Origin of the sequence: Jiangella ureilytica, from assembly GCF_004348545.1 — a bacterium.
Taxonomy (GTDB): domain Bacteria; phylum Actinomycetota; class Actinomycetes; order Jiangellales; family Jiangellaceae; genus Jiangella; species Jiangella ureilytica.
Genome location: NZ_SMKL01000085.1, coordinates 1 through 24617, shown reverse-complemented (window position 1 = coordinate 24617; position 24617 = coordinate 1). Strand labels below are relative to the sequence as shown.

Here is a 24617-nt window from a genome sequence, read left to right as displayed (position 1 = left end):
GCCCTGAGATCAGCCCGAGCCGGGCCCACTCGCGGTTTTCGGACAGCACCGCCGTGAGCAGGTCGATCTCGTGCTCGCGGCCCACGAACCGGGTGGTCGACCTCGGCAGCTGCACCGGTGGCCGGGCGACCGCGGCCGGCCCGCCGCCGGCCGCCGCGCCCGTGCCCGTCCCCGCCGGCCCGCCCGGCGCCGTCGGCAGCAGCGTCGGGTCGGTGTCGAGGATGCGCCGGTGCAGGTCGGTGAGCTCAGGGCCGGGGTCGATGCCGAGGTCGTCGCGCAGCACCGTCACCACCTCGTGGTACGCCGCGAGAGCATCGCCCTGCCGGCCCTGGCGGTACAGCGCCAGCATGAGCTGGGCCCAGAGCCGCTCGCGCCAGGGGTGCGCCGCGACCAGCCGGCGCAGCGACGGCACGAACTCCTCGTCGGTGCGGTCGAGCCGCAGCCGCAGTTCGTTCATCCGTTCGGTGGCCGAGAGCAGCTCCTCGACCAGCAGTGGCGCCGTCGCCTTCTCGAGGTCGGCGGGGTTGAGCCCGGCCAGCGGGTCGCCGCGCCACAGTGCCAGCGCCTCGCGCAGCAGCGTCAGCTCGGTGGCCGGCTCGGCGTCGCGGCCGGCGGCGACCAGCTCGCGGAACCGGGTGACGTCGACTGCGTCGGGCGGCAGGTCGAGCCGGTAGCCGTCGCCGGCCGCCTGCACGAATCCCTCGCCGAGCGCCGCGCGCAACCGGGCGACATGGGTCTGGATGGCCGCCCGCGGATGCACCGGCTCGTCGTCGGGCCACAGCCAGCCGGCCAGCGCGTCGACGGGGACGACGGTGCCGGGCCGGGCGGCGAGCGCTGCGAGGATGACGGTGGGCCGGCCGGGTGGCACCGGGATCGCCAGCCCGTCGCGGTGCACCTCGACCGGACCCAGAAGTGCGACCTCAAGCCGCGCCCGGCCCACCAGCTCTCACCCCTCCGTCCCCTGCGCCACGGCCACCGTACCGGTGACTGCAAGGTGATCGCACAGTCATCTCGGCGCCCGGCACCGCTCCCGCGCCGATCAACCGGCCGCCGCCACCGGCCGCCGCCACCGTGGTCTACCGTGCCACGCGCCACCGACAGTCACCCGCGACGGCTCCGGGCGGCTGCCGCGGGGCCGGCCCTGCGCAGCTCGGCCCGCCTCCACAGATGCGTTCGCGTCGCTGGAGCTCTGCCGGCGGATGGGACCGCAGAGCTCCAACGCGCGCGTGAGAGGTCTGCGGTCGGATGCGACAGCAGACCTCCAGCGGCTGAGGAGCACGGGTCGACACGGCGCTGACGTGCACGGACGCGGCCGCTGCGGTGGGCGCGGGTCGATGCCGGACCTCCGCCCGTCGCCGTACTCGTCACCCGCGTGAGCACCCCGCCCGCGTCCGGTCGGCGACGCCGTCGCGCTCATTCCCGGCCGGGGCGGAGGAGCAACCCCAGCACCGCGCTGACGTATGCGGACGCGGCCGCCTCGGTGGGTGCGGGGTCGATGCCGAACATCCGCCGCCGGTGCGGCTCGCCCATGAGCAGCGTGAACAGCTGCTCGGCCAGGGCCTCGTGGTCGCCGGCGCGGACGGCGAACCGCTCCGGCGGCAGCGCGGCGAGCAGGCCTGCCAGCACGGCGATGTAGCGGCGCGGGCCGTTGGCGTAGTGACGGGCGGCGAGGTCGGGGAACTTCGCCGCCTCGCCGGTGACCAGCCGGTGCAGGCCGATGGCCTCGTCGGACAGCATGAGGCGGACCAGCCGGACGCCGAAGGCGTGCAGGTCGCTGACGGGGTCGCCGGCGTCGGGCGCGACGGCGTTGACGACGCGGTCGCCGAGGCGGCGGACGACGGCCACGAACAGGTCGGCCTTGTCACCGACGGTGGTGTACACGGTGCGTTTGGCGACGCGCGCCTCGGCGGCCACCACCTCGATGGTCGTGCCGCCGTAGCCGTGGGCGAGGAACTGGCGCATCGCGGTCTCGAGCAGGGCGTCGCGCCGGCCCGCGCGGTCGGCGTCGCGCGGCCGTCCACGCGGCGTGGTCGCCGCCACCCGAGCACTCACCACACCATCCTGACGCGAGGTAGTCTTGGATGCAATGAAACGCTAACGTTTCATTGTTTGCCCGTGACAACGAAGGGCGGGAACGAGAGTGGCGACCACCAATCGTAGGCGTCCGGCGCGCTCGGCGAAGAGTTCCGAGGAGCTGCTCGGTTTCTACCGCCAGATGCTCCTGGTGCGCCGGTTCGAGGAGCGCACCGCGCAGGCCTACACCGAGGCGAAGATCGGTGGGTACTGCCACCTGAATCTCGGTGAGGAGGCCACCGTCGTCGGCCTCATGGCCGCCATCGAGGAGCGCGACTACCTCTTCACCAACTACCGCGACCACGGCTACGCGCTGATCCGCGGCATGGACCCCGGCCGCGTCATGGCCGAGCTCTACGGCCGGCAGGACGGCGTCAGCAAGGGCTGGGGCGGGTCGATGCACCTGTTCGACACCGACGTGCGCCAGCTCGGCGGCTACGGCATCGTCGGCGGCCAGCTGCCGCTCGCGGCCGGCGCCGCGCTCGCGGTCTCGTACCGCGACGGCGACGAGGTCGTCATGTGCCAGATGGGCGACGGCACCACGAACATCGGCGCGTTCCACGAGACGCTGAACATGGCGTCGTTGTGGGACCTGCCCATCGTGTTCGTCGTCGTGAACAACCAGCTCGGCATGGGCACCACGGTCGAGGTGTCGTCGGCCGAGCCGGAGCTGTACAAGCGCGCCTCGGCGTACCGCATGGAGTCCGCGCGGGTCGACGGCAACGACGTCATCGCCGTCCGCGACGCCGCGAAGCTCGCCGTCGAGCGGGCCCGCAAGGAGCAGAAGCCGTACCTGCTCGAGACCGTGAGCGGCCGGCTGAAGGGCCACTCCGTCGTCGACCCCGCCGCGTACCGGAGCAAGGACGAGATCGAGGCCGTCCGCGCCCAGGACCCCGTCGCCGGACTGCACGACCGGCTCGTCGGTGACGGCGTGGCCAAGGTCGACGAATTGGCCGAGATCGACGCCGAGATCGGCCGCATCGTCAAGGCCGCCGTCGAGTTCGCCGACAAGAGCCCGGCGCCCGAGGTGTCCTCACTGTTCGACTACACCTACGCGTCGCCGGTGCCGAACGACTCGCGCCGGCTACCGGGCGAAGCACTCTTTCCCACTGAGCCCGGAAATCAACCGGCCGACCCGCTGTTCCCGGTAGGAGCCTGACATGGCCGTCATGAGTTACCGCCAGGCGTTGCACGACACCCTGCGCGCCGAGATGCTCCGCGACCCCGACGTCTTCCTCATGGGCGAGGAGATCGGCCGGTTCGAGGGCTCATACAAGATCACCGCCGGCCTGCTCGACGAGTTCGGCCCGAAGCGCGTGCGCGACACGCCCATCGCCGAAGAGGGCTTCACCGGCGCCGCCGTCGGCGCGGCGATGCTCGGCCTGCGTCCCGTCGTCGAGATCATGACGATCAACTTCTCGCTGCTCGCGCTGGACCAGATCGTCAACCACGCCGCGAAGATCTACGGCATGTTCGGCGGCCAGCGCTCGGTCCCGATGGTCATCCGCACGCCCGGAGGCGGCGGCCAGCAGCTCGCGGCCACGCACTCGCAGAACGTCGAGCTGTTCTACGCGTTCACGCCCGGCCTCAAGGTCGTGGCGCCGTCGTCGCCGGCCGACGCGAAGGCGCTGCTGCTCGCGTCCATCCGCGACAACGACCCGGTCCTATTCCTCGAGAACCTCGCGCTCTACAACACCAAGGGCGAGGTCCCCGACGGCGACACCGCCGGCGAGATCGGCCGCGCGGCGGTCACGCGCGAGGGCACCGACATCACGCTGGTCGCCTACTCGCGCATGGCGCACGTCGCGCTGCAGGTCGCCGAGAAGCTGGCGGCCGACGAGGGCATCTCCGCCGAGGTGGTCGACCTGCGCAGCCTCCGACCGCTGGACCGCCCGACCATCATCGAGTCGGTCAGGAAGACCTCGTGCGCCGTGGTGCTCGAGGACGACTGGCTCACCTACGGCATCGGCGCCGAGGTCGCGGCCTCCATCTCCGACGGCGCCTTCGACTACCTCGACGCCCCGGTGCGCCGGGTCGCCATGGCCGAGGTGCCGCTGCCCTACGCGAAGTCGCTCGAGGTGGCGGCCCTGCCGTCGGCCAACGACGTCGTCACCGCCGTCCACCAGACCCTCGACGCCGTCGGCCGCCGGTCCGTCGGCGCGCACTGAGGAGGTTCTCTCGATGACCGAGATCCTCATGCCCCGCCTCTCCGACACCATGGAGGAGGGTGTGGTCGCCGCCTGGCGCAAGCAGGTCGGCGACGAGGTCAAGGCCGGCGACGTCCTGGTCGAGATCGAGACCGACAAGGCCGTCATGGAGCACGAGGCCTACGAGGACGGCGTGCTCGCCGAGATCCTCGTGAAGGACGGCGACACCGCTCCCATCGGCGCGCCGATCGCCCGGCTCGTCGGCGCCGGTGAGCCGGTCGGAGAACCGGCGCCGGCTCCCGCAGCCCCCGAACCCACTCGGGCCGAGCCCCCCGCACCCGAGCCGATCGTGGAGAAAGCGCGGAATCGATCGGGCGAATCGGGCGGCGACTCCGCCGTTGCTCCAAGATCAACGGGGGCGGGGCGCATCCTGTCGTCACCGCTGGCCCGACGCGACGCCCGCGAACTGGGCGTCGACCTGGCGACGATCGACGGCTCCGGCCCCGGTGGTCGGATCATCCGGGCCGACGTCGCGAAGGCGGCCGGCGGGGCGACGACGGCGTCCGCTGCGGCCCCGTCCGTTCCGGCTCCGGCGGCGCCCGCCCAGCCGCAGGCTGCCGCCGTCACCCCGGCCGTCGAGGAGACCGACGAGCTGATCCCGCTGACGTCGATCCGCAAGACGATCGCGCGGCGGCTCACCGAGAGCATGCAGACGTCGCCGCACTTCTACGTGACGAAGACGATCGACGCCGGCCCGCTGTCTAAGCTGCGGGCCCAGCTGAACGAGCGACTCGTCGCGGCGGACCGGAAGAAGGTCAGCGTCAACGACATCATCGTGCGGGCTGTGGCCGTGGTGCTGCGCGACCACCCGGTGGTGAACTCGTCGTTCACGCCCGAGGCGATCGTGCGGCACGGGCGCATCCACGTCGGCATCGCGGTGGCGACGGAGACCGGGCTGGTCGTGCCGGTCATCCGCGACGCCGACACGAAGAGCCTGACCAGCATCTCCGCCGAGACCCGGACGCTGGCCGGCAAGGCCCGCGACCGCAAGCTCGGGCTGGACGAGATGACCGGCGGCACGTTCACCGTCAGCAACCTCGGCATGTTCGGCATCGACCACTTCACCGCCGTCATCAACCCGCCCGAGGCGGCGATCCTGGCGGTCGGCGCGGTGCGCTCGGAGCCGGGCGTGAAGGACGGCGAGCTGGCCGTCGTGCAGAAGATGACGATGACGCTGTCGTCGGACCACCGGGTCATCGACGGCGCGCAGGCCGCGGAGTTCGTCCGCGACCTGGCCGGCGTCCTCGAGGACCCGTGGCTCGCCGTGGCGTGAGCCGTCCGAGGAGGGCCGGGCAGACCATAGCTGCGGCCATGCCCGGCCCGACGACCTCGGAGGACTAGTCGGCGGAGCCTTCTTCCTCCCACCCGTAGTCGGGCAGGTCGAAGAAGGCGTCGCCGTCCAGCGTGTCGACCTCACCGGTCGCCATCGCGTCGATCAGCGACTCGACGCCGGTGCGGACGCTCTGGACCAGCATGCCCTTGAGTTTCTGGCCGAGATCGTCCTGCTGGCCGCGCACCTCGAACAGGACGGTGGCCGAGCCGTTGAGTGCGAACGCGGACCGGCCCTGACCGGCGTACTCGCGCTCGTCGGGGTGGAAGTAGCGGCCGGTCGCCGCGAGCGGTGACTGAGAGCCGTAGGCCTCTGCGATGCCGTTGGCGACGGCGAGCGCGTACCGGCGCGACTTGTCCTGGTCGAGCAGCGGCCAGTCGTCCTTGTACGCGGCGCCGTCGTTGACGCCGAGCGGCGGGTAGTCCAGCGAGACCGAGATGAGCCGGCCGTCCTGCGGGCCACCGGTCAGCCGGTCGCACGGCCCCATGTGGTGCAGGTCGACGACGGCGTCGACGGCGCCGAACTCCTCCTGCAGGCCCACGTAGACGTCACGGATCGTCTGCGACTCCGGTGAGAGGAAGAAGCCGGCATCGGTCTGCCGGCCGGGCAGGTCGCCCGGCTGGGGGACGTAGTCGAGGTCGGGGTTGAAGTCGCGGTTGAGGTCGAAGCCGGGCTGGTTGATCCCGTCACCGGTCAGCGAGTGATACCAGGCACGCGGTGCGCCGGCGAGCTGCGGGAAGTCGGCGACCACCTCGTCCCAGGCCACGACGTTGGCGCGCCGGTTGAGCTCGCCGCCGTCGGGGTTGACCATCGGCATCGCCACCAGCGTGACGTTCTCCAGCGCGCGCCTGGTGTCCGGGTCGTTGCCGGTGCCGAGGTCCTTGAGGATGCCGAGCAGCGCCTCGGTGCCGGTGCGCTCGTTGCCGTGGATGGCGCTCTGCACCAGCAGGACGCGGTCGCCGGTACCGACCCGTGCGGTGTACAGCTCGCGGCCCTGCGTCGTGTAGCCGGCGACGTCGACCTGGACCCGTCCGCCGCTGGTCCGCTCGATCTGCTCGAGCTTCCGGCCGAGCTCGGCGTGGCTGGTCCAGCCGGTGAACTGCGGGTCGTCGAACGTCTTGCAGGTGCCCTCGGCCGGACCCTCCGGAGGCGCCGCGGACGTGGGGACGGCGCCGAACGCGCCGGCCAGGACCGCTCCGGTGACAAGGACGCTCGCGGCGACGCGGCGAGAGTGTGGTCGTGTGTTCACATGGCCTCCCAGTGAGATGTGACACGTGACCGGGACATTACGGACAGTCGCAACAGACGGCAAGTGTTGATCACCGCCGAGGCGACCGATATGCCGCCGATACTTGACCCAGGCAAGGAATTCATTGATAGAGTCAATGACATGGGCACGGTGGAGCGCGACCAGGTGACGGCGGTGCGGCAGTTCAACCGCTTCTATACGACCGTGATGGGCTTCCTCGACCAGGGCCTGCTGCGGTCGCCGTTCTCGCTGACCGAGGCGCGCATCCTGTTCGAGCTGGCGCAGCGCGAGGTCACCGAGGTGGGTGTGCTGCGCGACACGCTCGGCGTCGACGCGGGTCAACTGAGCCGGACGCTGGTCCGGTTCGAGTCGGCGGGGCTGATCGAACGGTCGCGCTCGGAGGCCGACGGCCGCAAGCTGCTGGTCGCGCCCACGGTGGCCGGCCGCGAGGCGTTCGCCGACCTCGATGCGCGCTCGGACCAGCAGGCCGAGGAGCTGCTGGCCGGACTGACCGACGGCGACCGCCGCCGGCTGGTCGCCGATCTCGACTCCGTCCGCCGCCTGCTCGGCCGGCGCGAGGCGGCCGCGCCGAGGGCGTACGTCATCCGTGGTCTGCGTCCCGGCGACCTCGGCTGGGTCGTCCAGCGCAACGCCGTCCTCTACGCGCGCGAGTACGGCTGGGATCAGACATACGAGGCACTGGTCGCGCGCATCGTCGCCGACTACGCCGAGCACCACGACCCACGGCGCGAGAACGCGTGGATCGCCGAGCTGGACGGACGGCCCGTCGGCGCCGTGTTCTGCGTACGCAAGGACGACACGACGGCGCAGCTGCGGCTGCTGCTGGTCGAGCCGGAGACCCGCGGCGCGGGCCTGGGCACGCGGCTGGTGGCCGAGTGCATCGCGTTCGCGCGCTCGGCCGGCTACTCCTCCATGATGCTGTGGACCAACGACGTCCTCGCCGCCGCGCGGCGGATCTACCAGAAGGCCGGCTTCGAACTGGTCGAGGAGAAGGAGCACCACAGCTTCGGCCACGACCTCGTGGGCCAGATCTGGCGCCGGGATCTCTAGGGGCTGTCCCCCGGAGCCGAGGCCGAGTCGGCGACGGTGTGCCACAGCAGCAGCGCGGTCGTCACCGGGCCGACGCCGCCGGGCACCGGGGTCAGCGCGGCCGCGACCTCGGCGACCGCCGGGTCGACGTCGCCCGCGAGCCCGCCGTCGGGCGTCGGGTTGGTTCCGACGTCGATGACGACGGCGCCGGCGCGGACGTGCGTCGGCGTGATCAGGTGCGTCCGGCCCACGGCGGCGACCAGCACGTCCGCCGTCGATGTCACTTCCGCGAGGTCACGGGTGCGCGAGTGGCACACCGTCACCGTCGCGTCGCGGTCGAGCAGCAGGTGCGCCAGTGGCTTGCCCACGACGGCGGACCGGCCCACCACCACGGCCCGGGCGCCGGCGAGGTCGACGACGTACTCGTCCAGCAGGGCGACGACGGCGGCCGCGGTGGCCGGCGCGTACGCGGGCCGGCCGACGGCGAGCCGGCCCAGCGAGAGCGGGTTGGCGCCGTCGACGTCCTTGGCGGGGTCGATGGCGCCGGACACCTCGGCGAGCGTGACGCCGGCCGGAAGCGGCGTCTGCAGCATGACGCCGTCGACGGCGGGATCGGCGCTGAGGGCGGTGAGCCGGGCCGTGAGGTCGCCGGCCGTCGCCACGGGTCCGAGGTCGGCGACGTCGCAGTCGATGCCGGCCTTGCCGGCCGCCGCGGCGAGTGAGCGGACGTACCAGGCACTCGCCTCGTCGTCGGTGGCCGTGACGATGACCAGCCGCGCCGGCCGGCCGTCGTCGCGGCGAGCGGCGGCCCGCCCGGCCACGTGCGCGCGGATGCGGGCGGCGAGGTCGGACCCGCCGAGGCGCTGCGCCGTCACGCCCCCACCTGCCGGCGCACCGCGGCCATGACCTGGTCGGCCCGGGCGGCGAGGTCGTCGACCTCGGCGGCCGTCGCCGTCAGCCGGTCGCGCACCGCCGGGTCGGTGACGCCGGACAGGTTGATCTCGATGTTCAGCCGGGCCGTCGTGGCGGCGGCGCGGGCGGCCTCGGCGGCGGCCGCGACGTCGGTGACCACGTTGCGGTTGCCGACCGGCAGCAGCTCCTCGGCCATGGCGACCAGGTGGGACGCGGCGACGATGACGGCGGCCGGGGGCTCGGCGGCCGCGGCCAGGGCCGCCGCGATGGCCTCGGCGCGGGCCGACTTCTGCTCGTCGGTCTCTTGCGGCAGCTGGTAGGTCTCGGTGACGGCGAAGAACGCCTCGGCGTCGTCCTCGGCGAGCTCGAGGGCGTCGGTGCGCAGCGCGTCGGCCTTGACCAGGACCCGCTCGACGACGTCGGCGTGCTGCTCGTACCTCGGGCCGGTGCTGTAGCGGGCCACCATGCCCAGCAGCGCCGCCGACTGCGCCGCGTGCAGGGCCGCGACGGCGCCGCCGCCCGGCGCCGGGACGCGGTCGGCCAGGCTGTCCAGGAAGGCGCCGATGGTCTCGTCGCGCACGGGGTCTCCTCGGGTCGGCTGAACGCTCGCTCGCCGTACCCAGTCTCTCCCGCGGCGACACCTCCGCGCACGGCGCGACCCGTCTCGCGGGGTTCAGCCGGTGAGACGACTGTCACGATGGGGACCGGTTCGCATCGATCATGACAGCGGCAATGCCGACCGCACGGTCGCAGGCGGCGGCGAGTCGCACCCGGGAACAGCTGAACAGTGGTGCGAAACCCCGTGCGCCATCACGCCTGACGAGGCGGCGCCGCATGACGAGAGCCATCGAGACCCTGCTGACTCGCGCCGTGGAGCGCGCGGTCTTCCCCGGCGCGGTCCGGGCCGTCGGCGATCCCGACGGCGTACGCGCCCAAGAAGCCTGCGGCCTGCTCGGTGCTGGCCGACCTCGGCGCGTTCCTGCGCTGCCTGCTGGCGCCGGACCAGGCGCCGCGGCAGCCCGGCTTCGGGGGCCCGCGTGGGTCCCTGAGGGTGCGGACCGGGTCGCTGCGCCCGGAGCGCCTGCCGCCTCGCTTCGACCTGTGGCCGGCGCTCGGCTACTCGGCCGTCCGGATAGGCGGGTCGCGCCGGATGTGCGATTCGCGCCCGTCCGTGCGCCGGAGCGCGCCGCGGTGTTCTATGCTCCCCGCGGCCGCATCGCCCGCGGATCGGGCACCTCCAGCGCGCGGGACGGACCTCACGACACGAATGAGACCTCGCTCACTACGCAACGTGTGCATACCAATGTGACGAATGTGGCGTTCGTTAACTCATAGCTGAGATATCGTTCCGCTCGTGGCAGACGACTACCGCAGCCAGATCGGCCGGTTGATCCGCGACTCGCGGCAGCACCGGGGCTGGACCCAGAGCCAGCTCGCCGACGCCCTCGGCACGAGCCAGAGCGCGATCCACCGCATCGAACACGGGCAGCAGAACCTCAGTCTCGAGATGATCGCGCGCATCGGCGAGTCCCTCGACAAGCAGATCGTGTCGCTGGCGCCGCAAGGGCCGGTGCACCTGCGGGTCAGCGGCGGTCAGCAGCTCAGCGGCAGCATCGACGTGCGGTCCAGCAAGAACGCCAGCGTCGCGCTGCTGTGCGCCAGCCTGCTGAACAAGGGGAGGACCACGCTGCGCGGCATCGCGCGCATCGAAGAGGTCAACCGCATCATCGAGGTGCTCGAGAGCATCGGCATCGGCACCCGCTGGCTGGGCGGGGGCCGCGACCTCGAGATCACGCCGCCCGAGCGGCTCGACCTCGCGAGCATGGACGTCGAGGCGGCCCGGCGCACCCGCAGCGTCATCATGTTCCTCGGCCCGCTGCTGCACCGCGAGGTCCGGTTCCAGCTGCCCTACGCCGGTGGCTGCAACCTCGGCACCCGCACCGTCGAGCCGCACATGTCCGCGCTGCGCCCGTTCGGCCTCGAGCTGAAGGCGACCGGCGGCTACTACCACGCCGAGGTCGACCGGAAAGCGTCGCCGACCCGGCCGATCGTGCTGATCGAGCGCGGCGACACCGTCACCGAGAACGCCCTGATGGCGGCCGCCCGCAACGACGGCATCACCGTCATCCGCAACGCCAGCTCCAACTACATGGTCCAGGACCTCTGCTTCTTCCTGACCCGGCTGGGCGTGCGCATCGAGGGCATCGGCACCACGACGCTGACGGTGCACGGCCGCTCCGAGATCGACGTCGACGTCGACTACGCGCCGTCCGAGGACCCCATCGAGGCGATGAGCCTGCTGGCCGCCGCCATCGTCACGGGCTCGGAGATCACGGTGCGCCGAGCGCCCATCGAGTTCCTCGAGATCGAGCTGGCGCTGCTCGAGGAGATGGGGCTCGACTACGACCGCAGCGGCGAGTACGTCGCGGCCAACGGCGAGACGCGGCTGGTCGACCTCACGGTGCGGCCGTCGAACCTGCGCGCGCCGCACGACAAGATCCACCCGATGCCGTTTCCCGGCCTGAACATCGACAACCTGCCGTTCTTCGCGCTCATCGCGGCGTCGGCCAACGGCCAGACGATGATCCACGACTGGGTCTACGAGAACCGCGCCATCTACCTCACCGAGCTGACGAAGCTCGGCGCCAACGTCACGCTACTCGACCCGCACCGCGTGCTGGTCGAGGGCCCAACGCGCTGGTCGGGCACGGAGATCATCTGCCCGCCGGCGCTGCGCCCGGCCGTCGTGGTGCTGCTGGCGATGATGGCCGCGAAGGGCACGTCGGTGCTGCGCAACGTGTACGTCATCAACCGCGGTTACGAGGACCTGGCCGCGCGGCTGTCCGTCCTCGGCGCCCGGATCGAGGCGTTCCGCGACATCTGACCGAATTCTTCCGATTCGCGTGTCACAACCCGGCCCGGCTGGGCACCTACCCCCACGTGGCGTGCCACCTCACCCCGTTCACGGGGGACGGGTGAGGGCGCGGTGCGGCACGGTGGCTCGACGGGCCCAGGGCGGGCCCCACCCACAATTGATCAGGACTGACGTCAGACCTCGCGGTCGGCTGTCAGCTCCTAGCCCGCCTGGACTGTGCACCTCGGAACGGGAAGGTGCGCCGGCCGGAGCCGCCAGCCCGTCGTCGGGAGCTCATGTCGCCTGGCTGGTCGGACGCACCCGGCGCAGCACCGCGAGGGGCCAGGGCGCCGTCACGCCCTGGCCCCGCCGCCGCGGGCCTCGCGAACGGTCATGTCCGATTCCCGCTAGGAACGGCGCCGTCACCGGGTGAGACTGGTAGGCATGTGGGACGAAGAGGCGTGCTACCGCGCAGTTCAGGGCCGCGACGCCCGGTTCGACGGCGTCTTCTACATCGGCGTCACGTCGACCGGCATATACTGCCGCCCCAGCTGCCCGGCCATGACCCCGAAGCGCGAGAACGTGCGGTTCTACCGCACCGCCGCGCAGGCGCAGTCGGCCGGCTTCCGGGCCTGCCGCCGCTGCCGGCCCGACGCGACGCCGGGCTCGGCGGAGTGGAACGTCCGCGCCGACGTCGTGGGCCGGGCCATGCGGCTGATCGCCGACGGCGTCGTCGACCGCGACGGCGTGGCGGGGCTGGCCGGACGGCTCGGCTACAGCGAGCGCCAGGTGCACCGGACGCTGGTCGAGGAGGTCGGCGCCGGTCCGCTGCGGCTGGCCCGCTCGCAGCGGGCGCACACCGCACGGGTGCTGCTCGAGACCACGGAGCTGCCGGTCACCGAGATCGGGTTCGCGGCCGGGTTCGCCAGCATCCGCCAGTTCAACGACACGATCCGCGAGGTCTATGCGCTGACCCCGACCGAGCTGCGCGGCAAGGCCCGCCGGGCCGGCCGGCACAAGACGCCGGGCGCGATCGAGCTGCGGCTGGCCTACCGGCAGCCGGCGGACCTCCGCGGCGTCCTCGACTTCCTGGCGCTGCGTGCGGTGCCCGGCATCGAGGAGGTCGACGGCGACACCTACCGGCGCAGCCTCACGCTGCCGCACGGCACCGGGGTCGCGGAGCTGACGCCGCGCGACGGCTTCGTGCAGGCGACGCTGTGGCTGGCCGACCCGCGCGACCTGACGGCGGCGGTCGCCCGCTGCCGCCGGGTCCTGGACCTCGACGCGGACCCGCAGGCCGTCGACGACCTGCTGGGCGCCGACCCCGCGCTCGGCCCGCTGGTGGCCGCGCATCCGGGCCGGCGGGTTCCGGGCACGGTCGACGGCGACGAGCTCGCGGTCCGCGGGGTGCTCGGCCAGCAGATCTCCGTCCTCGCAGCGCGCACCGTCGCCGGCCGGCTGGTCGCAGAGCACGGCAAGCCGCTCGACGCGCCCATCGGCGCCGTCACCCATGCGTTCCCGACGGCGTCCGTGCTGGCCTCCGTCGACCCGTCGACGTTCCCGATGCCGCGCAGCCGGCAGCGCACGCTGCACGAGCTGACCAGCCGGCTGGCCGATTCCAGCCTCCGCCTCGATCCCGGCGTCGACCGCGAGGAAGCCGAGCGGCAGCTGCTCGACGTGCCCGGCATCGGCCCGTGGACGGCGAAGTACGTGCGGATGCGCGCGCTCGCCGACCCCGACGTCTTCCTCCCGACCGACCTCGGCGTGAAGCACGCCATGGCCGGGCTCGGGCTGCCGTCCGATCCGCGGGCGGTCGCCGAGCAGGCCGAGAAGTGGCGGCCGTGGCGCTCGTACGCGCTGCTGCACGTCTGGACCACCCTCTGAAAGGCAGATCATGACCATGTACTGGACCACCACCGACAGCCCCGTCGGCACGCTCTGGCTGACCGGTGACGGCACCGCGCTGACCGGTCTCTACATGGCGCGGCCGGCAGCGCTCGACCTGCCCGGCCAGGTCGAGGACGACGCGCCGTTCGCCACGGCCCGCGAGCAGCTGGCTGCCTACTTCGCCGGCGAGCGCCAGGAATTCGACCTGCCGCTCAGCCCCGTTGGCACCGCGTTCCAGCAGCAGGTCTGGGCAGCGCTGCGGGCCATCCCGTACGGCGAGACCCGCAGCTACCGCGAGATCGCCGAGCAGCTCGGCCGCCCGACGGCGTCGCGCGCGGTGGGGGCGGCGAACGGCCGCAACCCGATCTCCGTCATCGTTCCCTGTCACCGCGTGGTCGGCTCGTCCGGCGTGCTGACGGGGTACGCCTGGGGCCTGGAGCGCAAGCGGGCGCTGCTGGACCTGGAGCTGACGGCGCTGACGGCGGCGGCCGCACGCTGACGCCGTCACCACTCCCAGCCGTCGTGGCGCAGCGCGCTCTCGACCATGAGCCGCCGGATGGCCGGCGGCGCGTCGGGAAGCGGCAGCCCGGCCAGCCGCGCGGCGTCGGCCAGCAGGTCGTCGTACGCGCGGGTGGCCGCGGCCAGGTGATGGGCGCGGGCCCAGCGGCCCTGGTCGCGCTCGAGCCGGCGGATCTCGCCGACGATGCGGGTGAGCCGGAGCTGGACGGTGAGCGTCTCGAACGGATCGGCCACGACGACGGGCGCGTCTCGATGACCGGGCCAGCGCCTGCGCAACGCCCGGGTGAGATCGTGGAAGTGCGATTCCATCGTGGGCTCCTGACCAGCATGCTAGCCAGCCCCGCCGACATTGACGAGGGTCCGTCGAGCATGATGGCCACATGCCCGAAGGCGACACCGTCTGGCTCGCCACCCGGCGGCTGCACGACGCGCTGGCCGGTGACACCCTGGTGCGCACCGACTTCCGGGTGCCACGGCTGGCCACCACCGAGCTCTCCGGCCGTTCGGTCGTCGAGTCGGTGTCGCGCGGCAAGCACCTGCTCACTCGTCTGAGTGGCGGGCTGACCCTCCACACGCACCTGCGCATGGACGGCGCCTGGCGGGTGTTCGCCGCCGGGCAACCCTGGCGCGGCGGGCCCGCGTTCCAGATCCGGGTCGTGCTGGCGACGGCGCGGCGCGAGGCGGTCGGCTACCGGCTCCCCGTCGTCGAGCTGGTCCGCACGGCCGAGGAGGACACCGTCGTCGGCCACCTCGGCCCGGACCTGCTCGGCGCCGACTGGTCCGCCGACGACGCCGTCGAGCGGCTGGCCCGCGACCCGGCACGGACGGTCGGCGAGGCGCTGCTGGACCAGCGCAACCTCGCCGGCATCGGCAACATGTACATGGCCGAGCTGTGCTTCCTGGCCGGGGTGTCGCCGTACGCCCCGGTCGCCGCGGTACCCGACCTGCGCGCCATCGTCGACGACGCCCATCGGCTGCTGCACCTGGGCATCGAGACCCGGCTGCAGTCCACGACGGGTGACCGGCGCCCCGGCAGGCAGCACTGGGTCTACCGCCGGGCGCGGCGGCCGTGCTGGCGTTGCGGGACGGCCATTCGCACCGGTTCCATCGGTGCCGCGCCGCAGGACCGGATCGCCTTCTGGTGCCCGCGCTGCCAGGCACTCCCCGATTCACGAGAATCATGACAATCTCAGGCCTGTGCGGACTTTCGCGACCCTCGCCGCTGGCATCCTCGTGCTGACGGCCGGCTGCTCTGACGGACCGGCCCGGTTGTACGAGGCCGAGTACGGCGCCGGCCGAGGCATCTACGACGCGCGGCCGGGGCAGCCCTACGCGTTCGAGGAGATGACGCTCTGCCTGGACGAGCCAGGCTCGGCAGTGGTCACGAAGGTCGCGCCCATCGATCCTCTCGGCGGGTTCGAGGTGCTCGGATTCTCCGTCCGGCCTGCTGGCCACGGCAGGCACGCGAACGACCTCGAGCAGCCCACGGACCGCCTGGCGGCGGCCGGGTACCCGGCGGACGGCCCCATGGTGGTCGACGACGTGTGCCCCGACGACCAGACCGGCGAGGGCGGCACGATCTTCAACCTGGGCGTCGAGGTCACCTACTCCGCGACCGACGCCGGCACCGCGAGCGGATTCCTGGTGACCTATGAGTCCGGCGGCGAGTCACTGACCGTGGTCCGGCCCTTCGGCGTGTCGCTGTGCGCCGCGCCGCAACAGGAGCCGACACCGCCCGAGTGCGAGACCCGGATCGTCGAGCACGGGTGACTCGGCGGCGGCCGAGGGTCAGGCGCGCTCGATGGTGACGTTGGACGGGAACTCGCGGCCGGCGAACTTGCCGATGGCGTAGGTCGAGAACGCGTCGATGCCGGCGCTGACCGCACCGCCGACCAGCGGCACCCGGCGCACGATGGCCAGCGTGGCGTGCTTGCCGCCGATGCGGGCCACGAGCTGCGAGGTGACGGCGGCGACCGCCCGCTCGATGATCGCGGGGTCGGGCTCGTTGATGCCGGTGGCGATGTCGTACGGCCGGCCCGGCAGGTCGCGGCCGCGCAGCGCCTCTTCGACGCCGTCGCGCCCGAGCAGCGTCGTCAGCGCCGCCGTGCGGACCCGGGGGTCGGCGAGGTCGTAGCCACGGAGGTGCGCGATGGCGGCGGCCATGCGCAGGTGCAGGACGGCCATGCCGGCGATGTTGGCCGGGATGCCCACCGGCATGGTGACGATGCCGCCGATGTTGGTGACGAAGCCCTGCACGCCGGCCAGCCGGACGTGCTGCTCGACGACGTCGCGGATGGCGACCTCCACGTCGCCGCGCTTGTCGAGGTGACGGCGGGCCACCTCGCGGGCACCCGGGAACCCGGGGAAGCCCTCGATGGCCCTGGCCATGAACTGGTTCGCACCACGCGCGGCCACCAGGGGCGCGGCCCGGCGCGCCGCAGTCGTGCCCGCCCAGGTACCGATCGTCCGTCGCACACCCATGCCTCCACTGTACGTGCGGAGGGCGGCGATCGGATTACGCTGGCGACGGACCGCAGTTGTCGTGACGGTGCCTGAAGGAGGGTCCGTGCCCGTCGAGCCACCGCCGACGCGATGGGAGCTGCCGAGCACGTCCGGCGACGACGACCTCGTCGCGTTCGGCGCCGATCTCGAGCCGGGGACGCTGCTTGCGGCGTACCGCAACGGCCTGTTCCCGATGCCGGTCGACCAGCTGCTCGGCCGCGCCACCGACCTCGCCTGGTGGTCGCCGAACCCGCGCGGCGTGCTGCCGCTGGGCGGCATCAAGGTCGCGCGGTCGCTGCGCCAGTCCATCCACAAGTTCGAGATCCGCGTCGACACCGCCTTCCACGAGGTCATCGAGGCCTGCGCCGATCCCAGCCGGCCGGGCGCCTGGATCAGCGACGACATCCGCAAGGCCTACGAGCGGCTGCACCGGCTCGGCTGGGCGCACTCCGTCGAGGCGTGGACGCCCGACGGCCGGCTGGCCGGCGGGCTCTACGGCGTCGCCATCGGCGGGCTGTTCGCGGGCGAGTCGATGTTCCACGCGCGCCAGCGGTGGGGCCGCGACGCCTCCAAGGTCGCGCTCGTCGCGCTGGTCGAGATGATGCGCGCCGAGCACCCCGTCGGCCGGCTGCTCGACGTGCAGTGGGGCACCCGGCACCTCGCCAGCCTGGGCGTCGTCGAGATCCCGCGGCCCGAGTACCTCAGCCGGCTGCGGCGCGCGCTCGAACTGCCGCTGCCACCGGCGTTCGCCGAGCACGCCGCGCACAAGGCAAGATAGAACGCATGCCGGAACTGCCGGAGGTCGAAGCGCTCGCCGCCTTCCTGCGCGAGAAGGCCGTGGGCAAGATCGTGGCCCGCGTCGACGTCGCCGCCATCAACGTGCTCAAGACGTTCGACCCGCCCCTCACTGCGCTCGGCGGGCTCGCCGTCACCAGCGTGGGCCGGCACGGCAAGTTCCTCGATCTCGACTGCGACGGCGCGCACCTCGTCATCCACCTGGCCCGGGCCGGCTGGCTGCGCTGGAGCGACGCGCTTTCGCCGAAGCCGCCGAAGCCCGGCAGCGGGCCGCTCGCGCTGCGCGTCCACCTCGACGACGAGTCCGGCTTCGACCTCACCGAGGCCGGCACCCGCAAGCGGCTGGCGGTCTATGTCGTGCGCGACCCCGCCGAGGTGCCCGGCATCGCCCGGCTCGGCGTCGACCCGCTCTCCGGCGAGTTCACCGTCGAGCGCCTGCAGCAGCTCCTGACCAAGGCCGGCCGGGCGCAGATCAAGGGCATCCTGCGCGACCAGGCGGTCATCGCCGGCATCGGCAACGCCTACTCCGACGAGGTGCTGCACGCGGCCAGGCTGTCGCCGTTCCAGCCGTCGTCCACCCTCGACGCCGACGGCGTGGCGAACCTGCACGCCGTCATCATCGACGAGCTCACCACGGCGCTGAAGCGGGCCGAGGGCCTGGCCGCCAAGGACCTCAAGGACAGCAAGCGCACCAACCTGCGGGTGCACGGCCGGACCGGCCAGACCTGCCCGGTCTGCGGCGACGTCGTCCGCGAGGTGTCGTTCGCCGACTCCTCGCTGCAGTACTGCGCCACCTGCCAGACCGGTGGCAAGATCCTCGCCGACCGGCGCTTGTCCAAGCTGCTCAAGTAGCGCTCAGATCCCCGCGGCGACGGCGCGCGCCTGCCGTCGTGCGGCGGCCCGGCCGGCGGCCACGTCGCCCGTCGCGGGGTCGGGCCGCAGCGTGATCGTCCGCACGTCGCCCACTCCGGCCCAGCGCAGCCAGCCCTCGAGGTAGGACGTCTGGAAGTCCGTGCCGAACGTTGGGCCACGGCCGGGCGCGTAGACGGCGCTGGTGTAGACGATGACCGCCTTCTTGCCTCGCAGCAGCCCGCGGTAGCCGCTGGCCGGGTCGAACGCGAACACCAGGCCGGGCTGGCTCACGACGTCGATGAACTGCTTGAGCACGTACGGCACGCCGTGGTTCCACATCGGCACGCTGAACAGGTAGTGGTCGGCGGCGTCGAACCGGGCGAACGTGGCCGCGACGCGCTTCCACACCTCCTGCTGGGCGGGGTCGAGGTCCTGCCCGGCGAAGACGGCCATCTTGGCGTGCGCCGCCGTCGGCCCGAACTCCGGCAGCGTGCCGTCCCACAGGTCCCACCGGGTGACGGCATGGTCCGGGTGGGTCTCGCGGTAGGCCGAGAGGAAGTCCTCCGCCACGACCAGCGATTCCGAGGCCGTGCCGCGAGGCGAGGCGGAGAGATGCAGCAGGGAAGACATCATGCGGTCCTTTCTGGACTACAGTCCGGTTGTGCCCGTAGATAAGAACGGACCACAGTCCGTTTATTCCCGGCTGGTCGAGCTCCGCTCGGCGCCACCGCACGAGCGGGCCGACGCCGCCCGCAACCGGGTCGCCGTGCTCGACGCGGCCTCCCGGCTGTTCGCGGCGCACGGCGTCGACGGCGTGACGATGGACGCCGTCGCGGCCGCCGCCGGCGTCGGCAAGGGCACGGTGTTCCGGCGCTTCGGCGACAAGGCCGGGCTGGCGGTCGCGCTGCTGGACGAGCGGGAGCGCGCGCTCCAGGAAGCCGTCCTGTTCGGCCCGCCACCGCTGGGCCCCGGCCCCTCGGGCGACGACGGCGTCAGCCCCGGCGACCGCCTGGCCGCCTTCGTCGACGCCTACCTCGACTACGCACTGGGTCACATGGACCTGCTGTCGATGTCGGAGAACGCGTCGCCGGGCGCGCGGTATCGCATCGGGGCGTACCGGTTCTGGCACCGGCACGTCGCCCTGCTCCTCGCCGCCGCCGGACCCGGTACCGACGCGGACGCGCTGGCGCACGTCGTCGTGGCGCCGTTGGCCGCCGAGCACCTGCGGGCGATGGTCACCGAGGTCGGCCGCGACCGCGCCAGGGCCGCCGTCCGGGCCGCCGCGACGGCGTGTGGTGCCGCTCCCCCGGAATGATCACGTTCAGCACGAGATCCCGTGTCGCACCGCGATTGCAGGCGTAGTGCGGCACGGGATTCCGTAGTGAACGTGATCATTCCAGGGCCGTCTGGCGCGGGTCGACCCGGTTTGTTAACGTTCACACATGACCCCGGAGCGGATGCCGGTGATGGCGGACGTCGCGCGCATCGCGGGCGTGTCGCACCAGACGGTGTCCCGCGTCCTCAACCACCACCCCAACGTCCGCGCCGCCACCCGCGACCGCGTCCTCGCCGCCATCCAGGAGCTCGGCTACCGGCGCAACCTGTCCGCCCGCGCGCTGGTGACCCGGCGCACCAACACCCTCGGGGTCGTCGCGTTCGACACCACGCTGTACGGGCCGGCCAGCACGCTGTTCGGGCTCGAACAGGCCGCCCGCGACGCCGGCTACTTCATCAGCATCGTCAGCCTCAAGACCATCAACCGCAAGACCGTCGGCGAGGCGCTGGACTACCTCGCCGCGCAGGCGGTCGACGGGCTGATCGCCATCGCGCCGCAGGTCGAGGCCGCGGCCGCCGTCAGCGCGCTCGAGGGCACCGTCCCGGTCGTCGCGGTCGAGGGCGGCGAGGCCGGCGGCATGCCCGTCGTCGCCGTCGACCAGGTGCACGGAGCGGAGCTGGCCACGCGGCACCTGCTCGACCTCGGGCACCGTACCGTCTGGCACATCGCCGGGCCGGTCGACTGGCTCGAGGCCGAGGGCCGCCGGAACGGCTGGCGGGCCGCGCTCGAGGCCGCCGGCGTCGAGGTCCCGCCGGTCGCCGAGGGCGACTGGAGCCCGCGCTCGGGCTACGAGGCCGGCCGCCGCATCGCCGACGACGCCCGGGCCGGACGCGCGACCGCCGTCTTCGTCGCCAACGACCAGATGGCGCTCGGCCTGCTGCACGCGCTGCACGAGGCCGGAGTCCGGGTGCCACAGGACGTCAGCATCGTCGGGTTCGACGACATCCCCGAGGCGGAGTTCCTGACGCCGCCCCTGACCACCGTCCGCCAGGACTTCGCCGAGGTCGGCCGCAAGAGCATCGCCCTGCTGCTCGACCTCATCGACACCGGTCCCAGCGCGGCGGCCGAGCGCATCGTCGTCCCGCCGGTCCTCGTCACCCGCAGCAGCACGTCCCCACCCGCCACCATCTGACCGCCGGCCGGACGATAATCACAGCATCGGAAGAAACGCCCCCCGAGGAGACATTGTGAGCGATAACAACGACGACGCGGTGGTCGTCGGCGTCGACTACGGAACGCTGTCCGGCCGGGCCGTCGTGGTCCGGGTCTCCGACGGCGCCGAGCTCGGCAGCGCGGTGCACGCCTACACCCACGGCGTGGTCGACCGCGAGCTGCCCGGCACCGGCGAGCGGCTGCCACCGGACTGGGCGCTGCAGGTCCCGTCCGACTACATCGACGTGCTCAAGACCGCGGTCCCCCAGGCCGTCGCCGAGGCCGGCGTCGACCCGGCGAACGTCATCGGCATCGCCACCGACTTCACCGCCTGCACCATGGTCCCGACGCGGGCCGACGGCACGCCGCTGAACGAGCTGCCGCAGTTCGCCGGGCGCAAGCACGCCTACGTCAAGCTGTGGAAGCACCACGCCGCCCAGCCGCACGCCGACCGCATCAACACGCTGGCGGCCGAGCGCGGCGAGTCGTGGCTGCCGCGCTACGGCGGGCTCATCTCGTCGGAGTGGGAGTTCGCCAAGGGCCTGCAGCTGCTCGAGGAGGACCCGGAGGTCTACGCGGCGACCGAGCGCTGGGTCGAGGCGGCCGACTGGATCGTCTGGCAGCTCAGCGGCAGCTACGTCCGCAACGCCTGCACCGCGGGCTACAAGGGCATCCGCCAGGACGGCGGCTACCCGTCGCGCGAGTTCCTGGCCGCGCTGAACCCTGAGTTCGCCGGGTTCGTCGAGGACAAGCTGGACCAGCCCATCGGCCAGCTCGGCGACCGCGCCGGCGGGCTGACGGCCCAGGCCGCGCAGTGGACCGGGCTGCCCGAGGGCATCGCGGTCGCCGTCGGCAACGTCGACGCGCACGTGACGGCGCCCGCGGCCCAGGCCGTCGAGCCGGGCCAGATGGTCGCCATCATGGGCACGTCGACCTGCCACGTCATGAACGGCGACGTGCTGCGCGAGGTGCCGGGCATGTGCGGCGTGGTCGACGGGGGCATCATCGCCGGGCTGCAGGGCTACGAGGCCGGGCAGAGCGGCGTCGGCGACGTCTTCGGCTGGTTCGTCGACACCTCGGTCCCGGCGAGCTACGCCGCCGAGGCGGCCCAGCGCGGCCAGAGCGTCCACGACTACCTGACCGAGCTGGCCGCGGCGCAGCAGGTCGGCGAGCACGGGCTGATCGCGCTGGACTGGCAGAGCGGCAACCGCTCGGTGCTGGTCGACCACGAGCTGTCCGGTGTGGTCGTCGGCCAGACGCTCGCCACGAAGCCCGAGGACGTCTACCGCGCGCTCATCGAGGCGACGGCGTTCGGCACCCGCACCATCATCGACACGTTCAACGCCTCGGGCGTCGAGGTGACGGAGTTGATCATCGCCGGCGGCCTGCTGAAGAACCGGCTGATCATGCAGATCTACGCCGACGTCACCGGCCTGCCGCTGAGCGTCATCGGGTCCGAGCAGGGCCCGGCGCTCGGCTCGGCCATCCATGCCGCGGTGGCCGCGGGCGCCTACCCCGACGTCCGGGCCGGCGCGGCCGCCATGGGCAACGTCGAGCGCGGCGTCTACCAGCCCGATCCCGACAACGCGAAGGCCTACGACGCGCTCTACGCCGAGTACGTGACCCTGCACGACTACTTCGGCCGCGGCGGCAACGACGTCATGCACCGCCTCCGGGCCATCAAGCGCGCGGCGGTGACCCGGTGACCGCGTTGCTCGAGCTGCGCCGCCAGGTCTGCGACCTGCACGCCGAGCTAGTCCGGAACAATCTGGTCACCTGGACGTCGGGCAACGTGTCCGGCCGGGTGCCGGGCGAGGACCTGTTCGTCATCAAGGCGTCGGGCATCTCCTACGACGACCTCACCCCGGAGTCGATCGTCGTGTGCGACCTCGACGGCAAGCTCGTCGACGGCGAGCTGTCGCCGTCGAGCGACACCGACGCGCACGCCTACGTCTACCGGAACCTGCCCGAGGTCGGCGGCCAGGTGCACACGCACTCGACGTACGCGACGGCGTGGGCCGCACGGGCCGAGCCGATCCCGTGCGTCCTGACCGCCATGGCCGACGAGTTCGGCGGCGAGATCCCGGTCGGCCCGTTCGCCCTCATCGGCGACGACTCCATCGGCCGCGGCATCGTCCAGACGCTGTCCGGACACCGTTCGCCGGCCGTGCTCATGCAGAACCACGGCGTCTTCACCATCGGCAAGGACGCCCGCGCGGCCGTCAAGGCGGCCGTGATGTGCGAAGACGTGGCCCGGACGGTGCACATCGCCCGGCAGCTCGGCGAGCCGCTCCCCATCCCGGCCGCCGACATCGACCGGTTGTACGACCGGTACCAGAACGTCTACGGGCAGTGACCCGGCGACCTCACGAGGAGATGACGATGGACGACGTGTTCGGTCAGCGCGAAGTGTGGTTCCTGACCGGGAGTCAAGGGCTGTACGGCGAGGACACGCTGCGGCAGGTGGCCGAGCAGTCCCAGGAGGTCGCCCGCGCGCTCGACGAGGCCGGCGAGATCCCGGTGCGCGTGGTGTGGAAGCCCGTGCTCACCTCGGCCGACGCGATCCGCCGCGTCGCGCTCGAGGCCAACGCCGACGACTCCTGCGTCGGGCTGATCGCCTGGATGCACACGTTCTCGCCGGCGAAGATGTGGATCGCCGGCCTCGACGCGCTGCGCACGCCGCTGCTGCACCTGCACACGCAGGCCAACCGGTCGCTGCCCTGGGCCGAGCTCGACATGGACTTCATGAACCTCAACCAGGCCGCCCACGGCGACCGCGAGTTCGGCTACATCCAGGCCCGTCTCGGCGTCGCCCGCTCGACCGTCGCCGGGCACGTCAGCGACCCCGCCGTCGTCAGCCGCGTCGCCGACTGGGTACGCGCGGCCATCGGCTACGCCGAGGTGCATCAGCTGAAGCTCGCCCGCTTCGGCGACAACATGCGCGACGTGGCGGTCACCGAGGGCGACAAGGTCGAGGCGCAGCTGCGCCTCGGCGTCTCCGTCAACACCTACGGCGTCAACGACCTCGTCGCGGTGGTCGACGACGCCAGCGAGGCCGAGGTGGACGCCCTGGTCGCCGAGTACGCCGACACGTACGACCTCGCGCCGGAGCTGCGCAAGGACGGCGACCGGCACGCGTCGCTGCGCTACGCCGCGCGCCTCGAGGCCGGCCTGCGCACGTTCCTCACGCAGGGCGGCTTCCGCGCGTTCACCACGAACTTCGAGGACCTCGGCGGGCTGCGCCAGCTCCCGGGGCTCGCGGTCCAGCGGCTCATGGCCGACGGCTACGGCTTCGGCGGCGAGGGCGACTGGAAGACGTCGGTGCTGGTCCGGACGGTGAAGACGATGGCGGCCGGCCTGCCGGGCGGCACGTCGTTCATGGAGGACTACACGTACCACTTCGGTCCGGGCGAGCCGAAGATCCTCGGGGCGCACATGCTCGAGGTGTGCCCGTCGATCGCCGGGGCCACGCCGTCGTGCGAGATCCACCCGCTCGGCATCGGCAACCGCGAGGACCCGGTCCGGCTGGTGTTCGACGCCGCCCCCGGCCCGGCCGTCGTGGTCGGGCTGGCCGACGTCGGCGACCGGTTCCGGCTGGTGGCCAACGAGATCGACGTCGTGCCGCCGGACGAGCCGCTGCCGAACCTGCCGGTGGCGCGTGCCGTCTGGAAGCCGCGGCCGAGCCTGTCGACGTCGGCCGAGGCCTGGCTGACCGCCGGCGGCCCGCACCACACGGTGCTGTCGCAGGCCGTGGGCGCCGACGTGCTGTCGCTGTTCGCCGACATGGTCCGGACCGAGCTGCTGGTCATCGACGCCGACACCACGGCCCGCCAGTTCACCAAGGAGCTGCGCTGGAACCAGGCCTACCACCGCCTGGCCCAGGGCTTCTGACTCACGAG

The 24617-nt window shown here is 72.6% G+C and carries 24 protein-coding genes; 16 read left to right on the top strand and 8 right to left on the bottom strand.

Annotated features, from left to right (window positions below; genetic code table 11):
- Both E1212_RS25700 and E1212_RS25695 read right to left on the bottom strand, forming a co-directional pair.
- A partial coding sequence (locus E1212_RS25700; RefSeq protein WP_131987788.1) for an AfsR/SARP family transcriptional regulator occupies positions 1 to 940 on the bottom strand: 940 nt, incomplete at its 3' end.
- Between the two features lie 473 nt (positions 941 to 1413).
- Positions 1414 to 2052, bottom strand: a complete 639-nt coding sequence (locus E1212_RS25695; RefSeq protein ID WP_131987786.1) for a TetR/AcrR family transcriptional regulator — start codon at positions 2050 to 2052, stop codon at positions 1414 to 1416.
- Positions 2053 to 2140: 88 nt separating this feature from the next.
- On the opposite strand from E1212_RS25695, the gene pdhA reads away from it, so the two are divergent.
- Genes pdhA through E1212_RS25680 form a run of 3 tightly spaced genes read left to right on the top strand, consistent with a single transcriptional unit; the run spans position 2141 to position 5553 of the window.
- Entirely contained in the window at positions 2141 to 3232 is a 1092-nt protein-coding gene (gene pdhA / locus E1212_RS25690) for a pyruvate dehydrogenase (acetyl-transferring) E1 component subunit alpha (RefSeq protein WP_131987784.1), read from the top strand.
- 1 nt (position 3233) lies between these two features.
- Positions 3234 to 4241 (top strand): alpha-ketoacid dehydrogenase subunit beta, encoded by a 1008-nt coding sequence (locus tag E1212_RS25685; protein ID WP_131987782.1) that lies wholly within the window; start codon positions 3234 to 3236, stop codon positions 4239 to 4241.
- 13 nt (positions 4242 to 4254) lie between these two features.
- The gene (locus tag E1212_RS25680) at positions 4255 to 5553 is read left to right on the top strand and encodes a dihydrolipoamide acetyltransferase family protein (protein ID WP_131987780.1); all 1299 of its coding nucleotides are present in this window, start codon (positions 4255 to 4257) and stop codon (positions 5551 to 5553) included.
- Between the two features lie 64 nt (positions 5554 to 5617).
- Here E1212_RS25680 and E1212_RS25675 read toward each other — a convergent pair whose 3' ends face one another.
- Positions 5618 to 6859: a M14 family zinc carboxypeptidase gene (locus E1212_RS25675; RefSeq protein WP_203417214.1), complete on the bottom strand. Its 1242-nt coding sequence runs from the start codon at positions 6857 to 6859 to the stop codon at positions 5618 to 5620.
- Between the two features lie 141 nt (positions 6860 to 7000).
- Between E1212_RS25675 and E1212_RS25670 the strand changes: the two genes are divergently transcribed.
- Entirely contained in the window at positions 7001 to 7930 is a 930-nt protein-coding gene (locus E1212_RS25670) for a bifunctional helix-turn-helix transcriptional regulator/GNAT family N-acetyltransferase (RefSeq protein ID WP_131987778.1), read from the top strand.
- Here E1212_RS25670 and E1212_RS25665 read toward each other — a convergent pair.
- Positions 7927 to 8784 (bottom strand): bifunctional 5,10-methylenetetrahydrofolate dehydrogenase/5,10-methenyltetrahydrofolate cyclohydrolase, encoded by an 858-nt coding sequence (locus tag E1212_RS25665; RefSeq protein ID WP_131987776.1) that lies wholly within the window; start codon positions 8782 to 8784, stop codon positions 7927 to 7929. The two genes, E1212_RS25670 and E1212_RS25665, sit on opposite strands and share 4 nt — an antisense overlap.
- Entirely contained in the window at positions 8781 to 9401 is a 621-nt protein-coding gene (locus E1212_RS25660; RefSeq protein WP_131987774.1) for a cyclodeaminase/cyclohydrolase family protein, read from the bottom strand. Before E1212_RS25660 ends, E1212_RS25665 begins: the two co-directional genes overlap by 4 nt.
- A gap of 774 nt (positions 9402 to 10175) precedes the next feature.
- On the opposite strand from E1212_RS25660, the gene E1212_RS25655 reads away from it, so the two are divergent.
- The 3 genes from E1212_RS25655 to E1212_RS25645 all read left to right on the top strand — a co-directional run bounded on the left by E1212_RS25655 (position 10176) and on the right by E1212_RS25645 (position 14061).
- A complete protein-coding gene (locus E1212_RS25655; RefSeq protein ID WP_131987772.1) occupies positions 10176 to 11705 on the top strand; it encodes a helix-turn-helix domain-containing protein in 1530 nt (509 codons plus the stop codon).
- Positions 11706 to 12119: 414 nt separating this feature from the next.
- Positions 12120 to 13559, top strand: a complete 1440-nt coding sequence (locus E1212_RS25650) for a DNA-3-methyladenine glycosylase 2 family protein (RefSeq protein WP_131987770.1) — start codon at positions 12120 to 12122, stop codon at positions 13557 to 13559.
- A 10-nt stretch (positions 13560 to 13569) separates the two neighbouring features.
- Positions 13570 to 14061, top strand: a complete 492-nt coding sequence (locus tag E1212_RS25645; RefSeq protein ID WP_131987768.1) for a methylated-DNA--[protein]-cysteine S-methyltransferase — start codon at positions 13570 to 13572, stop codon at positions 14059 to 14061.
- A 5-nt stretch (positions 14062 to 14066) separates the two neighbouring features.
- Here the strand turns inward: E1212_RS25645 and E1212_RS25640 are convergent, their stop codons facing one another.
- Positions 14067 to 14390 (bottom strand): hypothetical protein, encoded by a 324-nt coding sequence (locus E1212_RS25640; RefSeq protein ID WP_131987766.1) that lies wholly within the window; start codon positions 14388 to 14390, stop codon positions 14067 to 14069.
- 71 nt (positions 14391 to 14461) lie between these two features.
- On the opposite strand from E1212_RS25640, the gene E1212_RS25635 reads away from it, so the two are divergent.
- Both E1212_RS25635 and E1212_RS25630 read left to right on the top strand, forming a co-directional pair.
- Positions 14462 to 15265: an Fpg/Nei family DNA glycosylase gene (locus tag E1212_RS25635; protein WP_131987764.1), complete on the top strand. Its 804-nt coding sequence runs from the start codon at positions 14462 to 14464 to the stop codon at positions 15263 to 15265.
- Between the two features lie 13 nt (positions 15266 to 15278).
- On the top strand, positions 15279 to 15851 hold the full coding sequence (locus E1212_RS25630) for a hypothetical protein (RefSeq protein ID WP_131987762.1): 573 nt from the start codon (positions 15279 to 15281) through the stop codon (positions 15849 to 15851).
- Between the two features lie 18 nt (positions 15852 to 15869).
- On the opposite strand, the gene E1212_RS25625 is transcribed toward E1212_RS25630, so the two are convergent.
- Positions 15870 to 16562, bottom strand: a complete 693-nt coding sequence (locus E1212_RS25625) for an EcsC family protein (RefSeq protein WP_131987760.1) — start codon at positions 16560 to 16562, stop codon at positions 15870 to 15872.
- An 85-nt stretch (positions 16563 to 16647) separates the two neighbouring features.
- Here E1212_RS25625 and aat point away from each other — a divergent pair, with 85 nt between their 5' ends.
- Positions 16648 to 17361 (top strand): leucyl/phenylalanyl-tRNA--protein transferase, encoded by a 714-nt coding sequence (aat, locus tag E1212_RS25620; RefSeq protein WP_203417212.1) that lies wholly within the window; start codon positions 16648 to 16650, stop codon positions 17359 to 17361.
- Between the two features lie 5 nt (positions 17362 to 17366).
- Entirely contained in the window at positions 17367 to 18230 is an 864-nt protein-coding gene (locus E1212_RS25615) for an Fpg/Nei family DNA glycosylase (RefSeq protein ID WP_131987756.1), read from the top strand.
- 3 nt (positions 18231 to 18233) lie between these two features.
- On the opposite strand, the gene E1212_RS25610 is transcribed toward E1212_RS25615, so the two are convergent.
- Positions 18234 to 18860, bottom strand: coding sequence for an FMN-dependent NADH-azoreductase (locus E1212_RS25610; RefSeq protein WP_131987791.1), 627 nt, complete (start codon positions 18858 to 18860; stop codon positions 18234 to 18236).
- Positions 18861 to 18891: 31 nt separating this feature from the next.
- Here E1212_RS25610 and E1212_RS25605 point away from each other — a divergent pair, with 31 nt between their 5' ends.
- The 5 genes from E1212_RS25605 (at position 18892) to araA (ending at position 24609) form a co-directional block, all read left to right on the top strand.
- Complete coding sequence (locus E1212_RS25605; RefSeq protein WP_238992485.1) at positions 18892 to 19545, top strand: TetR/AcrR family transcriptional regulator; 654 nt, start codon at positions 18892 to 18894, stop codon at positions 19543 to 19545.
- Positions 19546 to 19672: 127 nt separating this feature from the next.
- A complete protein-coding gene (locus E1212_RS25600) occupies positions 19673 to 20698 on the top strand; it encodes a LacI family DNA-binding transcriptional regulator (protein ID WP_131987754.1) in 1026 nt (341 codons plus the stop codon).
- A 55-nt stretch (positions 20699 to 20753) separates the two neighbouring features.
- On the top strand, positions 20754 to 22424 hold the full coding sequence (araB, locus tag E1212_RS25595; protein ID WP_203417206.1) for a ribulokinase: 1671 nt from the start codon (positions 20754 to 20756) through the stop codon (positions 22422 to 22424).
- A complete protein-coding gene (locus E1212_RS25590) occupies positions 22421 to 23074 on the top strand; it encodes an L-ribulose-5-phosphate 4-epimerase (protein ID WP_131987750.1) in 654 nt (217 codons plus the stop codon). The genes araB and E1212_RS25590 overlap by 4 nt, the downstream gene beginning before the upstream one ends.
- Before the next feature lie 26 nt (positions 23075 to 23100).
- Positions 23101 to 24609, top strand: a complete 1509-nt coding sequence (gene araA / locus E1212_RS25585; protein ID WP_131987748.1) for an L-arabinose isomerase — start codon at positions 23101 to 23103, stop codon at positions 24607 to 24609.
- Positions 24610 to 24617: the final 8 nt, after the last annotated feature.

Bases quoted from the DNA above. Each gene is read 5' to 3' on its own strand.
- E1212_RS25685 (WP_131987782.1), top strand. From the start codon at position 3,234: ATGGCCGTCATGAGTTACCGCCAGGCGTTGCACGACACCCTGCGCGCC.
- E1212_RS25680 (WP_131987780.1), top strand. From the start codon at position 4,255: ATGACCGAGATCCTCATGCCCCGCCTCTCCGACACCATGGAGGAGGGT.
- E1212_RS25670 (WP_131987778.1), top strand. From the start codon at position 7,001: ATGGGCACGGTGGAGCGCGACCAGGTGACGGCGGTGCGGCAGTTCAAC.
- E1212_RS25650 (WP_131987770.1), top strand. From the start codon at position 12,120: ATGTGGGACGAAGAGGCGTGCTACCGCGCAGTTCAGGGCCGCGACGCC.
- E1212_RS25645 (WP_131987768.1), top strand. From the start codon at position 13,570: ATGACCATGTACTGGACCACCACCGACAGCCCCGTCGGCACGCTCTGG.
- E1212_RS25640 (WP_131987766.1), bottom strand. From the start codon at position 14,390: ATGGAATCGCACTTCCACGATCTCACCCGGGCGTTGCGCAGGCGCTGG.
- E1212_RS25635 (WP_131987764.1), top strand. From the start codon at position 14,462: ATGCCCGAAGGCGACACCGTCTGGCTCGCCACCCGGCGGCTGCACGAC.
- E1212_RS25625 (WP_131987760.1), bottom strand. From the start codon at position 16,562: ATGGGTGTGCGACGGACGATCGGTACCTGGGCGGGCACGACTGCGGCG.
- E1212_RS25615 (WP_131987756.1), top strand. From the start codon at position 17,367: ATGCCGGAACTGCCGGAGGTCGAAGCGCTCGCCGCCTTCCTGCGCGAG.
- E1212_RS25610 (WP_131987791.1), bottom strand. From the start codon at position 18,860: ATGTCTTCCCTGCTGCATCTCTCCGCCTCGCCTCGCGGCACGGCCTCG.
- E1212_RS25600 (WP_131987754.1), top strand. From the start codon at position 19,673: ATGACCCCGGAGCGGATGCCGGTGATGGCGGACGTCGCGCGCATCGCG.
- araA (WP_131987748.1), top strand. From the start codon at position 23,101: ATGGACGACGTGTTCGGTCAGCGCGAAGTGTGGTTCCTGACCGGGAGT.